16 protein-coding genes are annotated in these 14,734 nt (G+C 42.8%); 7 read left to right on the top strand and 9 right to left on the bottom strand.

Features of this window, described 5'->3' with window-relative positions:
• Genes AAEO56_RS17645 through AAEO56_RS17630 form a run of 4 tightly spaced genes read left to right on the top strand, consistent with a single transcriptional unit; the run spans position 1 to position 2,800 of the window.
• Positions 1-747, top strand: coding sequence for a hypothetical protein (locus tag AAEO56_RS17645; protein ID WP_341698396.1), 747 nt, complete (start codon positions 1-3; stop codon positions 745-747).
• Positions 748-756: 9 nt separating this feature from the next.
• Positions 757-1,410 carry a hypothetical protein gene (locus AAEO56_RS17640; protein ID WP_341698395.1) on the top strand — a complete coding sequence of 218 codons (654 nt, stop codon included), beginning with the start codon at positions 757-759 and terminating at the stop codon, positions 1,408-1,410.
• Entirely contained in the window at positions 1,389-2,162 is a 774-nt protein-coding gene (locus AAEO56_RS17635; RefSeq protein ID WP_341698394.1) for a sensor histidine kinase, read from the top strand. The genes AAEO56_RS17640 and AAEO56_RS17635 overlap by 22 nt, the downstream gene beginning before the upstream one ends.
• Entirely contained in the window at positions 2,159-2,800 is a 642-nt protein-coding gene (locus AAEO56_RS17630) for a response regulator transcription factor (RefSeq protein WP_341698393.1), read from the top strand. The genes AAEO56_RS17635 and AAEO56_RS17630 overlap by 4 nt, the downstream gene beginning before the upstream one ends.
• A gap of 66 nt (positions 2,801-2,866) precedes the next feature.
• Here the strand turns inward: AAEO56_RS17630 and sufD are convergent, their stop codons facing one another.
• The 7 genes from sufD to AAEO56_RS17595 all read right to left on the bottom strand — a co-directional run bounded on the left by sufD (position 2,867) and on the right by AAEO56_RS17595 (position 8,290).
• Positions 2,867-4,183, bottom strand: coding sequence for a Fe-S cluster assembly protein SufD (gene sufD, locus AAEO56_RS17625; RefSeq protein WP_341698392.1), 1,317 nt, complete (start codon positions 4,181-4,183; stop codon positions 2,867-2,869).
• A 1-nt stretch (position 4,184) separates the two neighbouring features.
• On the bottom strand, positions 4,185-4,931 hold the full coding sequence (gene sufC, locus AAEO56_RS17620) for a Fe-S cluster assembly ATPase SufC (RefSeq protein WP_341698391.1): 747 nt from the start codon (positions 4,929-4,931) through the stop codon (positions 4,185-4,187).
• 41 nt (positions 4,932-4,972) lie between these two features.
• Complete coding sequence (locus AAEO56_RS17615) at positions 4,973-5,362, bottom strand: four helix bundle protein (RefSeq protein WP_341698390.1); 390 nt, start codon at positions 5,360-5,362, stop codon at positions 4,973-4,975.
• A 51-nt stretch (positions 5,363-5,413) separates the two neighbouring features.
• Positions 5,414-6,862 (bottom strand): Fe-S cluster assembly protein SufB, encoded by a 1,449-nt coding sequence (sufB, locus tag AAEO56_RS17610; protein ID WP_341698389.1) that lies wholly within the window; start codon positions 6,860-6,862, stop codon positions 5,414-5,416.
• A gap of 29 nt (positions 6,863-6,891) precedes the next feature.
• Positions 6,892-7,263 carry a four helix bundle protein gene (locus AAEO56_RS17605; RefSeq protein ID WP_341698388.1) on the bottom strand — a complete coding sequence of 124 codons (372 nt, stop codon included), beginning with the start codon at positions 7,261-7,263 and terminating at the stop codon, positions 6,892-6,894.
• A 38-nt stretch (positions 7,264-7,301) separates the two neighbouring features.
• Positions 7,302-7,631: a HesB/IscA family protein gene (locus tag AAEO56_RS17600; protein WP_341698387.1), complete on the bottom strand. Its 330-nt coding sequence runs from the start codon at positions 7,629-7,631 to the stop codon at positions 7,302-7,304.
• 152 nt (positions 7,632-7,783) lie between these two features.
• On the bottom strand, positions 7,784-8,290 hold the full coding sequence (locus AAEO56_RS17595; protein WP_341698386.1) for a hypothetical protein: 507 nt from the start codon (positions 8,288-8,290) through the stop codon (positions 7,784-7,786).
• A gap of 185 nt (positions 8,291-8,475) precedes the next feature.
• Here AAEO56_RS17595 and AAEO56_RS17590 point away from each other — a divergent pair, with 185 nt between their 5' ends.
• The 3 genes from AAEO56_RS17590 (at position 8,476) to AAEO56_RS17580 (ending at position 12,980) form a co-directional block, all read left to right on the top strand.
• The gene (locus tag AAEO56_RS17590) at positions 8,476-9,336 is read left to right on the top strand and encodes an MBL fold metallo-hydrolase (RefSeq protein ID WP_341698385.1); all 861 of its coding nucleotides are present in this window, start codon (positions 8,476-8,478) and stop codon (positions 9,334-9,336) included.
• 72 nt (positions 9,337-9,408) lie between these two features.
• Entirely contained in the window at positions 9,409-11,022 is a 1,614-nt protein-coding gene (locus AAEO56_RS17585; protein ID WP_341698384.1) for a S8 family peptidase, read from the top strand.
• Between the two features lie 59 nt (positions 11,023-11,081).
• Positions 11,082-12,980, top strand: coding sequence for a M1 family metallopeptidase (locus tag AAEO56_RS17580; RefSeq protein WP_341698383.1), 1,899 nt, complete (start codon positions 11,082-11,084; stop codon positions 12,978-12,980).
• A gap of 408 nt (positions 12,981-13,388) precedes the next feature.
• Here AAEO56_RS17580 and AAEO56_RS17575 read toward each other — a convergent pair whose 3' ends face one another.
• Positions 13,389-13,676: a hypothetical protein gene (locus tag AAEO56_RS17575; RefSeq protein WP_341698382.1), complete on the bottom strand. Its 288-nt coding sequence runs from the start codon at positions 13,674-13,676 to the stop codon at positions 13,389-13,391.
• Between the two features lie 210 nt (positions 13,677-13,886).
• On the bottom strand, positions 13,887-14,582 hold the full coding sequence (locus AAEO56_RS17570) for a S24 family peptidase (protein ID WP_341698381.1): 696 nt from the start codon (positions 14,580-14,582) through the stop codon (positions 13,887-13,889).
• Positions 14,583-14,734 lie beyond the last annotated feature (152 nt).

Below are 14,734 nucleotides of genomic sequence, written 5' to 3'. Positions count from 1 at the left end.
ATGAATTCAACAAGAAATTTAAAGCTCATTATTGCAGTGTTATTCATTGCGTTAGTTATTTCATTATTTTATAATCCTTTTGGCGAAAAGGCCGTTACGGTGCCGCCTGGAAACGATGTATGTTTCGATTTCAACACCTATAAGCCAAGTACCCTTACCAATGGCCTGGTTTATGATATGGTGAATAAATACCGGAACAATCAGTTACGGTCCATCAAAGGTTCCGTAACAAGTCCAATGGACGAAGATGCCCGCTGTATATGGTTTGACCTGGATACCATCAAAAAATTTATTTACCATTTTGAAAAGGGGGTGCAAAAAAATGCAGCAACAACAGACAATAAGCTGGGCCTGCGCATTTATTATGCAGCCTACCCTGATAAATCGTTATGGACAACAGTGCCCGAGTATAAAGACCTAAGGGTTTTTCTGGGCAATCCGGTTACAGAGCAGTATGAAAAAATGCATACGCTGGTGATGATACCTACACTACAGTTAGCTGATGGCATACCACATGATTTCAACCCCCTGGACCCTGCGACCTATAAAAACGGGTTAACAACCTATTCTCCGGCTCAAAATATGGAAATGCCCGGTAATATCCGTCTGAAAAGGACCAGCGCTTTAATTGGTTCGTCTGCACCTGCGGCAAGTCTGCAAAATCCTACACCCAGTAGATCTGAAATTGCTGCAAGGAACCACGGAGCATTATATCCTCCGGGAAATCCAAACGGATTAGGATTTTAATTATTTATTATGACAACGCTGCAAACCTTTTTTTATAATTTGCTATCCTTTACGGAGGCACTGTCGGCTATCATTGGAGTAGCCTATTACAGCAAGCTAAAAAATACTTATTGGAAATGGTTCGTGGCTTATTTAATTTTTATTGCCGCAGCGGAGTTATTCAGCAAATATGGGTTGCGATTTTTTCCCGAAATGAGGAAAGTGTACTACGACTTTTTAATAATCCCGATCCAGTTTTTCTTCTTCTACTGGCTCTATGCTTATAAGTCCCTAAAACGGGCACACCTGTTTTGGTCTTTATGTGCTGTATATCTATTAACATTTAGCCTAACCCATTTTTTTGACATCGATAAAACAAGGATAATCAACATGATAACCTATTCGGTCGGGACATTGCAGCTTTTAGTGCTTGTGATCTTAGAATTCTTCAAACAGATCAAATCAGATACGATCCTGAAGTTTTTTAATGTAAAGATGTTTTATGTCAATTTCGGGGTAGCGCTATTTTACATCGGCACATTGCCTTTCTTTGCTTTTGACGGCTTTGCAGTAGAGCATACGAAGGAGATATGGAACAATTACTGGACCGTTTTTTTAGTGTTGAATAATGTTTTATACCTAATTTTCACCGCTTCGTTTATATGGGGAAAACCACATTTATAATATTGCTGATCATTTTCAATCTGTTCTTTATTGCCTTTGTCAGCGCGATCATTGTCTATATACGACAATACCAGCTTAAGAAAAAAGAGCATAACGCAACAATAGCGGTGCAGGAAGAGGCGCACCAAAAAGAACTGCTGTCAGCCCGGATAGAAATACAACAGCAGACGATGCAGCATATTGGCCGCGAGATCCATGATAATATCGGGCAAAAATTGACCCTTGCCAGCCTGTACACACAACAACTGGCTTACGAGAACAAAGCCCCGCATATCAAAGAAAGTATTGAGAACATTAGCTCGATCATCAACCAGTCCCTTTCTGAATTAAGGGAGTTATCAAAGTCGCTTACCAATGATACCATAGAAAACACATCGATCTATGAGCTTTTGCAGGCAGAATGCGATAAAGTCAATACATTAAAGGTATGCAGGATCACTTTTGGATCGAATGATAAAACCATTCACCTGCCCCATCAAACGAAGACGGTACTGCTGAGGATATTGCAGGAATTCATTCAAAACAGCATTAAACATTCGGATTGTAAGCAGGTAAGGATAGTGCTTTTCAAAAAGGATAACGCAATAGAATTTTCATTGGAAGATGACGGTAAAGGTTTCGATGCCGGTATAAAAACCAACGGTATTGGCCTTAAAAACATAAAAAAACGGATAGCGATCATCCATGGAAAGTACAGCCTGCAAAGTGATCCCGCAGGGACAAAATTAAATATCGAGATAGCCTTAACATGAAAACTACAATAGCCATCGTAGACGACCATGTAATGATCGCCAAAGCATTAACCGGGATCATTGCAAACTTCGGTGAATTCGAAGTCCTTTATGAATGCGGGAATGGCAGGGAGCTGCAGGAACGTTTTAAGAATAGTGAACTAATCCCGCAGATAGTTTTGCTGGACATAAGCATGCCTGTAATGAATGGTTTTGAAACCGCCCAATGGCTGAAAGAAAACCACCCGGACATACTGGTGATGGCACTCAGTATGCAGGACGAGGACCAAAGCCTGATAACCATGATCAAAAATGGAGCCAAAGGCTACTTGCTGAAAAATGCGCACCCGGCCGAGCTTGAAAAAGCATTGGTAAGCCTGGTACAAAAAGGGTCCTATTTCCCGGAATGGGCAATAAGCAGGGTTTTTGCTAACGTGGGACAGGTTTCCGGGCAAAATAACGGCATTATATTATCCGACAGGGAGAAAGAATTCTTAAAATACAGCATTACGGAAATGACCTATAAAGAGATATCTGAAAAGATGTTCTGCAGCCCCAGGACCGTAGAGAGTTACAGGGACAGCCTGTTTGAAAAATTAGAGATGAAAACCAGGGTCGGCCTCGCTGTTTATGCTTTAAGGAATGGTTTCGGGGAATAAACAATGTGTATAGTAACAAAAAACTGCCCCTAAGGACAGTCGTTTGATAAGAATATATTTTGTCTATTACAGGTCAAAACCCATGTTTACGCCCAGTTTTGAGGCGATGAGCTTGGTGATCCTGTTTTTCAGTTCCGGTATCCTGATGCTCTCTATAACTTCATTGCTAAAGGCATACATCAATAGCGCCTTGGCTTCTTTTTTAGGGATGCCGCGCGATTGCATGTAGAACATGGCTTTCTCATCAAGCTGGCCAATGGTACACCCGTGGGAACACTTCACATCGTCGGCGAAGATCTCCAGCTGCGGCTTGGCATTGATAGAGGCTTTCTCGTTAAGGAGTATGTTGTTGTTCTGTTGGAAAGCATCCGTTTTCTGGGCTTCTTTCTCCACATAGATCTTACCATTGAAAACCCCGGTAGAATTGCCGTCAAAGATTCCTTTATAATCCTGGTGGCTTTCGCAGTTCGGCGTGGCGTGGCGCACTAATGTATAGTGGTCTACCAATTGCTTATCGCCGATGATGGTAATGCCTTTCAGCGTACTTTCAACTCGTTCCCCCTGATGGTAAAAATTCAGGTTGTTGCGGGTAATGTTCCCCCCGAAAGAAAAAGTATGCACAGAGGCATGGCTTTGGCCTTTCTGGGCTATGTAGGTGTTGTCTATCAGGTTGGCTGACTGGACATCGTTCTGTATCTTGTAATAGTCTGCAATGGCCCGTTCCTGCACGAATATCTCGGTTACGGAGTTCGTCAGTACCGGGTTGCTGTTGAGGCTTTGGTGGCGCTCAATGATCTGTACCTGGGCATTCTTGCCCACGATGATCAGGTTGCGGGGCTGCACCATCAGCGCGGCCTCATTCCCTGTAGAAAGGTACATGATCTCTATCGGCTTATCAGCTACTTTGTTTTTTGGGATATTGACATAAGCGCCTTCAATGGCAAAAGCCGTATTCAGCGACGTAAGGCTGTCCTGCGTGTTGGCTATCTTATTGAAATAGGTATCGATAACCTCTTTGTACTTAGGCTTTGTAAGCGCAGAAGACATAAGGCATACGTCAAGCCCGTCATGTGTTGTTGACGAAAGGAACGAGCTGAATACCCCATCGATAAACACTACTTTATAGGTATCGATCTCGTGCAGGAAGTATTTCTTTACATCAGTAAAATTGATGTTATTTTCCTGTTTGGGGAATACGCTGAAGTCATTTTTCAATACTGCGTTCAGCGATGTATATTTCCAGGCTTCTTCCTTTTTGGTCGGGAAGCCTTTAATTTCAAAATTCTTCAGGGCTTCGGTACGGATATCATGTAACTCTGATGTAACATCCACTTTTTCTTCAAAGGCCATAAAAGAGGACAGCATTTTTTCTTTCAGCTCCATCTTAATTCTCTGATTTTATCCAGTCGTATCCTTTTTCTTCCAATTCATAAGCCAGTTCTTTACCGCCGGACTTCACAATTTTCCCATTATAGAGTACGTGTACAAAATCAGGCACGATATAATCCAGAAGCCTTTGGTAGTGGGTAATCACGATAACGGCATTGTCTTCGCTGCGCAGCTTGTTCACTCCATTGGCCACAATGCGCAGTGCATCGATATCAAGGCCTGAGTCGGTTTCGTCCAGTATGGCCAATTTCGGCTCCAGCATTGCCATTTGGAAGATCTCATTACGTTTTTTCTCACCGCCCGAAAAGCCTTCGTTCAAAGACCTTGAAAGGAACTTGCGGTCGATTTCCAAAAGCTCCGATTTCTCACGGATGAGCTTCAGCATTTCGTTGGCAGGCATTTCCTCACGGCCCTGTGCTTTGCGGCTTTCATTGATGGCTGTTTTCATGAAGTTCGTTACCGATACGCCCGGTATTTCCACAGGGTACTGGAACGAAAGGAAAACTCCTTTGTGCGCCCTTTCTTCGGGGGCAAGCTCGCCGATATCCTCACCTTCAAGGTAGATAGCACCATCGGTCACTTCATAATTCTCATTACCGGCGATCACCGATGACAGCGTACTCTTCCCGGAACCGTTCGGTCCCATGATAGCATGTACTTCTCCGGCTCTTACCTCAAGGTTGATGCCCCTCAGGATATCTTTATCTTCAACACGTGCGTGCAGGTTTTTTATTGATAGCATTGTTTAAAGTTTAAGGTTTAAAGTTTAAAGTTTAAAGTTGCCTATTGGAACTTAGTACCTTTATAATCCTTGTTATTCAAATAAATTATAAAATTATTAATCTTACCACTAAGGTTTTCAAAACTCTCTTTCAGGGCACTAAACCGTTCTTCATCAATATAGTTATAATCAAGAACCCTATATAATTGTGACCTAGCTTCACCCGCAGAACCTTTTGCAATTGATAAAAATTGCCTGAATTCAATATTTCCATTCCTTTCGAATCCCTCAGCAATATTATCCATTACAGAACCTGATGATGCCTTTATTTGGTCGCGTAGCTTAAAATCTGTCTTTAATCCGGTTTCAATAGAGATAATATGAATTTCCTTTGCCAGCCTTCTTGCTTCCTGCCAGATCTCTAAATCTTCAAATCTCTTTATTGTCGCCATACCAATTGTTTGTCGGTTTCAAAACTTTAAACCTTAAACTTTAAACAAATATTAACCTACAGATCCCTCTAATGAAATCTCCAATAACTTCTGTGCCTCAACCGCAAATTCCATTGGTAGCTTATTGAGGACTTCCTTGCTGAAACCGTTCACGATAAGAGCGATAGCTTTCTCCGTTGGGATTCCCCTTTGGTTGCAATAGAACACCTGGTCTTCACCGATCTTGCTGGTTGTTGCCTCATGCTCTATTTTGGCCGAAGTGTTTTTCGATTCGATATACGGGAACGTATGCGCACCGCAGGCATTGCCCATCAGCAGCGAGTCACATTGCGAAAAGTTGCGTGCGTTATCGGCTCTTGAACCTATTTGTACTAGTCCGCGGTAGCTGTTTTGCGATTTTCCCGCAGAGATACCTTTGGATATAATAGTGCTTTTGGTGTTCTTGCCAAGGTGGATCATCTTGGTACCGGTATCGGCCTGCTGATAATTGTTGGTCACGGCAATGGAATAGAATTCCCCTACCGAGTTATCGCCTTTCAGCACGCAGCTTGGGTATTTCCATGTTACTGCAGAACCCGTCTCTACCTGTGTCCAGGATATTTTCGCATTCTTTTCGCAGATACCTCGCTTGGTTACGAAATTGTACACCCCGCCTTTACCTTCTTTATTGCCCGGAAACCAGTTTTGTACAGTTGAATATTTTATCTCGGCATCGTCCATTGCGATAAGCTCTACCACTGCGGCATGCAGCTGGTTCTCGTCACGGCTTGGAGCGGTACAGCCTTCAAGGTAGCTCACGTAGCTGCCTTCATCGGCAATGACCAGCGTACGCTCAAATTGCCCTGTGCCCGCCTGGTTGATACGAAAATACGTACTCAATTCCATTGGGCACCTTACCCCCTTCGGGATATAGCAGAACGACCCGTCGGAAAACACGGCCGAGTTCAGCGCTGCATAGAAATTATCTTTTTGCGGCACTACAGATCCCAAGTATCTTTGAACCAGTTCCGGATGCTCTTTAATGGCTTCGGAAATAGGGCAGAAAATAATACCTTTCTCAGCCAGTGTCTTTTTAAATGTGGTAGCAACCGACACAGAATCAACAACAATATCCATTGCGACATTGTTCATCATCTTTTGCTCATCAATAGAGATGCCGAGCTTTTTGTACATCGCCAATAATTCGGGGTCTACATCATCAAGCGTTTTACTGGCATCAATAGCCTTTGGTGCAGAGTAGTAGGATATCGCCTGGAAATCCGGCTTCTCATAATGCACGTTGGCCCAGGTGGGTTCGGTCATTTCTTTCCACGCACGAAAAGCCTCAAGGCGCCAGTCGGTCATCCATTGCGGCTCATCTTTCTTTTTAGAAAGCGCCCTCACAACGTCCTCATTGAGGCCGATGGGGAACGTATCCGATTCTATGTCAGTATAAAAACCGTACTCATACTCTTTGGTCTCGAGTTCGATCTTTAATTCCTCTTCAGTGTATTTTGTCATTAGTAGTTTTAATGTTTAAAGTTTTAATGTTATAAAGTTCCGATCAGGTACTTTATAAATCCACTTAATAACTTTGATATCTCATTCACCTTCTCATTAAGGCTATAGAATTCACTATTAGTAATATAGCCTAAATCTGAAGCCAAATAAAGCTGAGACCTGAATTCTCCAGCAGATGCTTTGGCAATATAAAGAAATCGTATAAACTCCTTTGTTGTTTCCCTTTCAAAACCTTCTGCAATATTAGAAGATACAGATATGCTTGCTCTCCTCATTTGGTCTCTCAGTCCATAATCCTTATTGAAGATCTCATTGTTATTGGTAACTCTGTATATTTCTGAATTTAATTCCCTTGCTTTTTGCCATGAAATAATTTCTTCAAAGGAATGTAATTTCGCCATACAGAAACTTTATAACTTTTTAACCTTCAACTTTATAACTATAAAGAAAAACTCTCCCCACACCCGCACGTCCTTTGCGCATTCGGGTTGTTGAAAACAAAGCCTTTACCGTTAAGCCCGCCCGAATATTCGAGTATCGTGCCTGCAAGGTACAGGAAGCTTTTTTTATCTACGGCTATCTTTATGTCATTGTCTTCGAATACTTTATCATTTTCGCCCAGGGCACTGTCAAACTTAAGTTCGTACGACAAGCCTGAACATCCGCCACTCTTTACGCCTACCCTTACATAGTCGGTCGATGGATTGAAACCCTCGTCCTCCATAAGCAGCGCAACTCTCTTCTTTGCTGTTTCAGATACTTTTATCATAACTTTATAACTTGGAATTAATCTAAATTGGGTACAAAGATACCACATTTTTAGATAATGCAATATTAACAGCCTATTTTATGACTATACAGGGATAGGTCCTATTTATGCACATTGAAAGGTTGTGGGAGCGTAAAGTCTAAATTGGATTCTTAATATACTTTCCCATCCATTACGTTTTTGCAAAAGTCGGGAAAGTCAACCCCTATATCGTAAAAATCATCTTCATCTCTAAAAGGGGTACTGTCATAAAATTCGCCAACCTGCCCATAGAGATCCGATGCCTTGTCGCAGCAGAGGAAAAAGTTGCCCCTGTCGTTTCGGTGCCCCACCGCAAGCCAAAAGGCAGGTGCATCGCCAAGGTCGCCTTCGCCGTCAAAATAGTCAAATGTATGGGTGACCATTCCGTAAAAGCCGTAAATATAAAGTTCCTTGCCCGGCAATGGCGCAACCGTATCATTATCTACCGTTTGCAGGAATTTGATATAGGCTTCCGGGATTACGAATTGTTCACTACGCTCATACGGAATCTCTTTAAACATGGAAAATGAATGAAGCAACAATTTTGTTGTCGATGATGCAAAATACTCGTGGCCTGTACTGTTGTGGCGTTCTCCTTTGTCTATCAGGTTTTGAATAGGATCTATAATGCTGTCCATGGGTAAAGAGATTAATATTAATGCGAAATTAAATTTTAGTTTTGTAATATACCTACACCTTTACCATAATGTAACTATGGATGATTGTTCGGGGCAATATTGGCAAAATTCGTACTGCATTACTTTACCCATCTTTTGTCTTTAAATCAAATTAAGCTTAATTTGCATTACAAACAAACTAAAAAATGAAACTCTATCCTATAGAAACCGGAAATTTTAAGCTCGACGGTGGTGCAATGTTTGGCGTGGTGCCAAAGACATTATGGACGAAGACCAACCCTGCCGATGAAAACAACCTTATAGATATTGCTGCCCGCTGCCTACTTATTGAAGACGGCAACAAACTGATACTCATCGATACCGGGATGGGCAACAAGCAGAGTGACAAGTTCTTTGGCTATTACTCGCTTTGGGGAGACCATAATACCGATAAGTCCCTTGCCAAATATGGCTTCCACAGGGATGATATTACCGATGTGTTCATGACCCACCTGCATTTCGATCATTGCGGGGGCAGCGTGCAGTGGAACAAAGACCGCACCGGTTATGAGCCTGCCTTTAAAAACGCCAGCTATTGGACCAATGACAAGCACTGGGAATGGGCCACCAAACCCAATGCTCGCGAAAAAGCATCGTTCCTTACTGAAAATATCCTGCCGATGCAGGAAAGCGGCCAGCTGAAATTCATCAACAGGCCGGAAGGCGATTTTCTTGCGGAAAGCGAACTGGGCTTCGGGATATTTTTTGCCGACGGGCATACAGAAAAGCAAATGATACCGCACATCAATTACAACGGCAAGACCATCGTATTTATGGCCGACCTGTTGCCTACTGCGGGGCATATTCCCCTTCCGTATGTTATGGGTTACGATACCCGACCGTTGCTGACATTGGATGAAAAAGCAAAATTCATGAATGCAGCCGCTGATAATGGGTACTATCTTTTCCTTGAGCATGATGCGCATAATGAAATGATCACTGTTGAGCATACCGATAAAGGCGTGAGGCTGAAAGAGGTATTTGGATATAGCGATATCTTAATTTAATGTTAATGCTCCGGCCCGCTGTAACAAAAACCGATAATTTTAGACCTATTTTTTAAATGTAAACTCAATAACATGAAATTCAGATCACTTTATCTGTCGGCTGCCCTCGCCTTGTTCCTTGCAGGCTGCAGCGCTACCAAAAGCATAACAGCAGAGCCTATTGCCATACCCACTTCGATAACTGCAAAAAAAGCACCGCTCAGTGATACGCAGGAAAAACGCTGGAGCCACCTGGATCTTGTAAAAGACACTATTCCCGGAATGAGCGTTGACAGGGCTTATGAATTGCTTAAAGACAGGAAAAGCACAAAAATAGTTGTTGGCGTGGTTGACTCGGGTGTGGATATCGAACACCCTGATCTTATGCCGGTGATATGGACCAATCCTAAAGAAATTGCAGGAAACAATAAAGACGATGACAACAACGGCTATATTGATGATGTACACGGATGGAACTTCCTTGGTGATGCCGAGCATGAAAACCTGGAGTTTGTACGTATCCTGAAAAAAGGTGATGACGGATCGGCGAGGTATAAAAAAGCTAAAGCCGAATATGACAAGGAATACCGTGAAGCTATGGCCGAAAAGCAAAAAATAGATGGTATTGCCAACATTGACAAGATATTCCAGGAAAAAACCGGTAAGAAGAATTATACCGTTGAAGACCTGAAAAACCTCAAACTTAGCGATTCGAGACTTGAAGAAGCAAAGCAGGGATTCATAGGTATCTTCAGCGATATATCGAAAGAAGAATTTGACAAGGAGATAAGCGGCGCCAAAGAGCATTTTGAAAATACCCTGAAATATAACCTCAACCAGAAATTCGACGGGCGCAGCATCGTAGGCGATAACCCTGACGATATCAATGACCGCAAATACGGCAACAACAATGTTATAGGCCCTGTAAAAGATGGCGCTAAGCACGGTACACACGTAGCGGGAATCATAGCGCAGGTGCGTAATAATAACCTCGGCGGAGACGGTATCGCCAGCAACAATGTAGCGATAATGTCGGTGCGTGCGGTGCCGGATGGCGATGAATACGACAAAGACGTAGCCTTGGCTATCCGTTATGCTGTAGACAATGGCGCTAAAGTGATCAACGGTAGCTTTGGAAAATATTACTCAACGCACAGTGACTGGGTATATGATGCCATAAAATATGCTGCGCAAAAAGATGTACTGATCGTTTGTGCGGCCGGTAACGAAAGCAAAGACCTTGACCCTGCCGGTGCTGTTGCAGAACGCTACCCGAATGATGACATGAACTCTGCTACAGAGATATCAGATAACTTCCTTTGCGTGGGTGCTATAAGCAACGCTTACGGTCCGGAGCTTATCGCTGATTTCTCTAACTACGGAAAAACAGATGTGGATGTATTTGGCCCGGGAGTACAGATCTACGCCACTACACCGAATAACACCTATGAATTCCTTGCGGGAACATCGATGGCTTCGCCAAATGTGGCGGGTGTGGCAGCGCTTATCCGTTCTTATTACCCGAACCTTACGGCTTCTCAGGTAAAACATATCCTTATGGATTCAGGGCTCCCTATAAGCATGGATGTAGCATTAGGCGGCGACCCTAAAGACCTGAGGTCGTTCAGCGAGCTTTCAAGGTCGGGCAGGATCGTGAATGCTTACAATGCCATTATCCTTGCAGATAAGATGTCAAGAAAAAAATAATCCGACAAAAAAGATGTAACGGAAGGGCGAAATCCCTTCCGTTTTTTTATTTTTAGCACATGAAAAAATTACTCTTAGCAGCATTACTATCGGCTTCGGGCCTTTTTGCACAGCACAACCCTAATCCCGGCTACTGGCAGCAGCACGTAAATTACAAAATGGATGTTTCCATGGATGTAAAAACGTATAAATACACAGGCAAGCAGGAACTGGTATACACTAACAATTCGCCCGATACGCTTTATCGCGTTTTTTACCATTTGTACAACAACGCTTTCCAGCCCGGCAGCGAAATGGATGCTCGCCTGAAAGCGATTTCCGATCCTGATAAAAGGATGGTAAAAAGCTTTAAGAGCGGCGACAAAACCATAAAGGAAAGCCGTATCAGTGCACTGAAGCCTGATGAGATAGGCTACCTGAAAATAACCAACCTGAAACAGGACGGGACAGACATTCGTAATAAAGTGGCAGGGACTATTCTTGAAGTAGAATTGGCCAAGCCAATATTGCCCGGAAAATCTACAACTTTTACCTTAAATTTTGACGGTCAGATACCCTTGCAGGTGCGCCGCAGCGGCAGGAACAATGCGGAGGGAGTAGCGCTGTCGATGACACAGTGGTATCCAAAAATGGCGGAATATGATTTTGAGGGCTGGCATGCCAATGCTTACATAGCGCGCGAATTTCATGGTGTATGGGGCGATTTTGATGTAAAGATCACCATAGATAAAGACTACACCATTGGTGGTACAGGTTATCTCCAGAACAAGAACGAGATAGGCAAAGGCTACCAGGACGCAGGTGTAGAAGTGAAGTATCCGAAGAAAGCCAAAACGCTTACCTGGCATTTTGTAGCGCCTATGGTACACGATTTTGCATGGGGCGCGGACAATAATTATGCGCACGACAAAATAATGGGAGACAACAATACAGAGCTTCATTTCTTTTATAAGAACACCCCGGAAAACATCGAAGGCTGGAAGAAATTGCAGCCTAAAACCGCTGAGATACTCAAGTTTTACAATAAGACTATTGGCAATTACCCTTACAAGCAATACTCTGTTATACAGGGCGGCGACGGCGGTATGGAATATGCCATGTGTACGCTTATCACCGGACATACTTATGAAGGCCTCGTTGAAGTGACCGTGCATGAGTTTGGGCACTCGTGGTTCCAGCATGTGTTAGCTTCTAACGAGACAAAGCACGGCTGGATGGATGAGGGCTTTACCTCCTATGTCGAAGCCTTGGCCATGCAGGCTGTAATGCCTCCTGTGGTAAAGAAAGGCGAGGAAGAGCCTAACCCTTTTGCAGGAGCGTATTCCAACTATTTTTATATGGTAAAAACAGGTAAAGAGCAGCCACTGACAACTCAGGCCGACCGTTTTGACCAAAACATGCTATACAGTATTGCATCCTACAGCAAAGGTGAAATATTCCTTTCGCAATTGGGTTATCTAATTGGCGAAGACAAATTGGCTAAAACTATAAAGCGGTATTATGCCGACTATAAGTTTACCCACCCTACCCCGATGGACATTAAACGTACTGCAGAAAAATTAAGCGGTGCCCACCTCGACTGGTACCTTACCGACTGGGCAGAAACGACCAATACCATAGACTATGGCATTAAGGAAATGAAGGAAGAAGGAAACGCAACCAAAGTAACTTTGGAAAGGATAGGCCGTATGCCGATGCCGTTGGATATCATTGTTGTATCCGATGATGGTACGCAGGAAAGCTATTACATACCGTTGCAAATGATGCATTTTATAAAAGACAATCCGTTCCCGAAGCTGAAAAGAAATGTTCTTGACACTTGGGATTGGGGCCATCAAACGTATGAGTTCACCATCAATAAGCCAAAAGCTTCCATACAGGTTTTTGTTATAGACCCTACGGACCTTATGGCCGATGTGAACAGAGAGAATAACGTGTTTGTGAGAGGAACGAAATAGTTGAGTAAATTCCAAAATACAAATACCAAATTACAAAAGCGGTGCCGGTTGGTGCCGCTTTTGTAATTTTATATAATTCAAGACCTGACAGGACTAAACATTAAGTGTTCGGAAGAGTTTAAATAATTCGCATGCTGCTCCTCAGGAAATCTGAGGTAATCATAGTCAATCACTGGGGCTGCCACTGATGAGTCCCGAAGGGACGGCATATTTATAGCAAAAATTCCAGCCATGTCCACCTGAGCTCCAAAGGAGCGGCATCTAAACATTTCCAATGAGACTTAATTATATAATTTGAAATATCGTATACAAAAAAACCTCTGGTTGTTGCGGACCAGAGGTTTGTGAAAACAGATAAAATAGATAAAAACCTGTTTTGCTATGGATATATATATAGGCGCTAAAAAATTAGTTAGACTTTTTAGCAGGGTCAGCCTTTTTTACGGTGGCTTTCTCTTCCTTAACGGTAGCTCCCGTTTTCTTTACTTCAGCAGGCTGTGCCGTTTTAGGTTGTGCCGTAGTTTTCACTTCGGTACTCTGCATAGCAGTTGTCTGCGTTGTTTGTGCCGGCTGCGGATTAGCAGTCGTTTGTGCCGGCTGTGGTTTAGTAGTCGTTTCTGTTTGTTTCGTAGTGGTTTCCTGCGCCATTGACATTACTCCTGTAAGCATTAAGGCACTTAAAAATAACTTTTTCATATTATATCGTTGTTTAGATTATGTCTTCTGCCAATGTATAAGGCAAGATCAATGCCTCAATGCCAATTGCATAATCCAATTCGGAATAAACACATTATAACTTACTAAAAAACAACTGTTTAAAAATAAAAATTATGCCAAGTACCACATTCCATAGCACATGCAGAAGTGTAGACTCTTGGGGAATTATGTAGAATATTTTGTGGAGAATTAGTTCATCGCGTTGACACGGATGCTGGCTTTCACTAATGCAAGGGCACGGATCTTGTCCATTTCAATGTCCTTGGCCTGGTGGTGCGGGTTCTCACTTACAAGTTTCACACAGCCGGGATATTCGGACCGCTGGATGTATTTCACGGTAATATATTCTTCACCGCTACCCATATCGATTCCGAGCAGGTACATCTCGCCCCAGAAGATACCATTCTGTATATCCTGTATCTCTTTATACATAACAATATCGCCGCTTTTCAGCAACGGGTACATACTGTCTCCGGTAACATATACGGCGCCATCACATTTCGGCAGGTGCGGTATCGAGATATGGTCGATAGGTTTTTGGACACTGTTGCTTGAAAATATCGGAACGAGTCCCGCAACGGCTTCAAGGTCGTATAACGGTATCTGCTGGCTTTCTACAGCAGTATCGGTCTTCAGGCGGTAAGTTTTTATGGTAGTCCCAGCGTCTTCACTTTCCAAAAGCATCTCGCCCTGGCCTGTAAGCAGCCATGAGGGATTAAGGTCGGTATAGGTTGCAAGAATTTTTTCCAGCATATTCGAGCCAATGCTTTTACCATCCTTAACTGCTTTAGAAATACTGCCACGGCTGGCACCAAGACTATTTTCGAAAGCATAATAACTGATTCCTTTTGCCTCTATATATTCTCCCACTCTTTGCGATACCATAATTTCATTTTTTTAGCTTCAGGTTCAAAATTACGTGTTTTTGCACAACTATAAGAGTTTTCGAAGAAAAAAATATTCATTGATAAGAAAAAAATATTGCAGGCCTTCAAAACTGAAACAAACCAGAGTCTTTTCATTATTAATGAAACGAT

Source organism: Flavobacterium arundinis (assembly GCF_038289855.1).
Taxonomy (GTDB): Bacteria; Bacteroidota; Bacteroidia; order Flavobacteriales; family Flavobacteriaceae; genus Flavobacterium; species Flavobacterium arundinis.
This window is presented reverse-complemented; position numbering and strand designations above follow the sequence as displayed.

Bases quoted from the DNA above. Each gene is read 5' to 3' on its own strand.
- AAEO56_RS17645 (WP_341698396.1), top strand. From the start codon at position 1: ATGAATTCAACAAGAAATTTAAAGCTCATTATTGCAGTGTTATTCATT.
- AAEO56_RS17640 (WP_341698395.1), top strand. From the start codon at position 757: ATGACAACGCTGCAAACCTTTTTTTATAATTTGCTATCCTTTACGGAG.
- AAEO56_RS17635 (WP_341698394.1), top strand. From the start codon at position 1,389: ATGGGGAAAACCACATTTATAATATTGCTGATCATTTTCAATCTGTTC.
- AAEO56_RS17630 (WP_341698393.1), top strand. From the start codon at position 2,159: ATGAAAACTACAATAGCCATCGTAGACGACCATGTAATGATCGCCAAA.
- sufD (WP_341698392.1), bottom strand. From the start codon at position 4,183: ATGGAGCTGAAAGAAAAAATGCTGTCCTCTTTTATGGCCTTTGAAGAA.
- sufC (WP_341698391.1), bottom strand. From the start codon at position 4,931: ATGCTATCAATAAAAAACCTGCACGCACGTGTTGAAGATAAAGATATC.
- AAEO56_RS17615 (WP_341698390.1), bottom strand. From the start codon at position 5,362: ATGGCGACAATAAAGAGATTTGAAGATTTAGAGATCTGGCAGGAAGCA.
- sufB (WP_341698389.1), bottom strand. From the start codon at position 6,862: ATGACAAAATACACTGAAGAGGAATTAAAGATCGAACTCGAGACCAAA.
- AAEO56_RS17605 (WP_341698388.1), bottom strand. From the start codon at position 7,263: ATGGCGAAATTACATTCCTTTGAAGAAATTATTTCATGGCAAAAAGCA.
- AAEO56_RS17600 (WP_341698387.1), bottom strand. From the start codon at position 7,631: ATGATAAAAGTATCTGAAACAGCAAAGAAGAGAGTTGCGCTGCTTATG.
- AAEO56_RS17595 (WP_341698386.1), bottom strand. From the start codon at position 8,290: ATGGACAGCATTATAGATCCTATTCAAAACCTGATAGACAAAGGAGAA.
- AAEO56_RS17590 (WP_341698385.1), top strand. From the start codon at position 8,476: ATGAAACTCTATCCTATAGAAACCGGAAATTTTAAGCTCGACGGTGGT.
- AAEO56_RS17585 (WP_341698384.1), top strand. From the start codon at position 9,409: ATGAAATTCAGATCACTTTATCTGTCGGCTGCCCTCGCCTTGTTCCTT.
- AAEO56_RS17580 (WP_341698383.1), top strand. From the start codon at position 11,082: ATGAAAAAATTACTCTTAGCAGCATTACTATCGGCTTCGGGCCTTTTT.
- AAEO56_RS17575 (WP_341698382.1), bottom strand. From the start codon at position 13,676: ATGAAAAAGTTATTTTTAAGTGCCTTAATGCTTACAGGAGTAATGTCA.
- AAEO56_RS17570 (WP_341698381.1), bottom strand. From the start codon at position 14,582: ATGGTATCGCAAAGAGTGGGAGAATATATAGAGGCAAAAGGAATCAGT.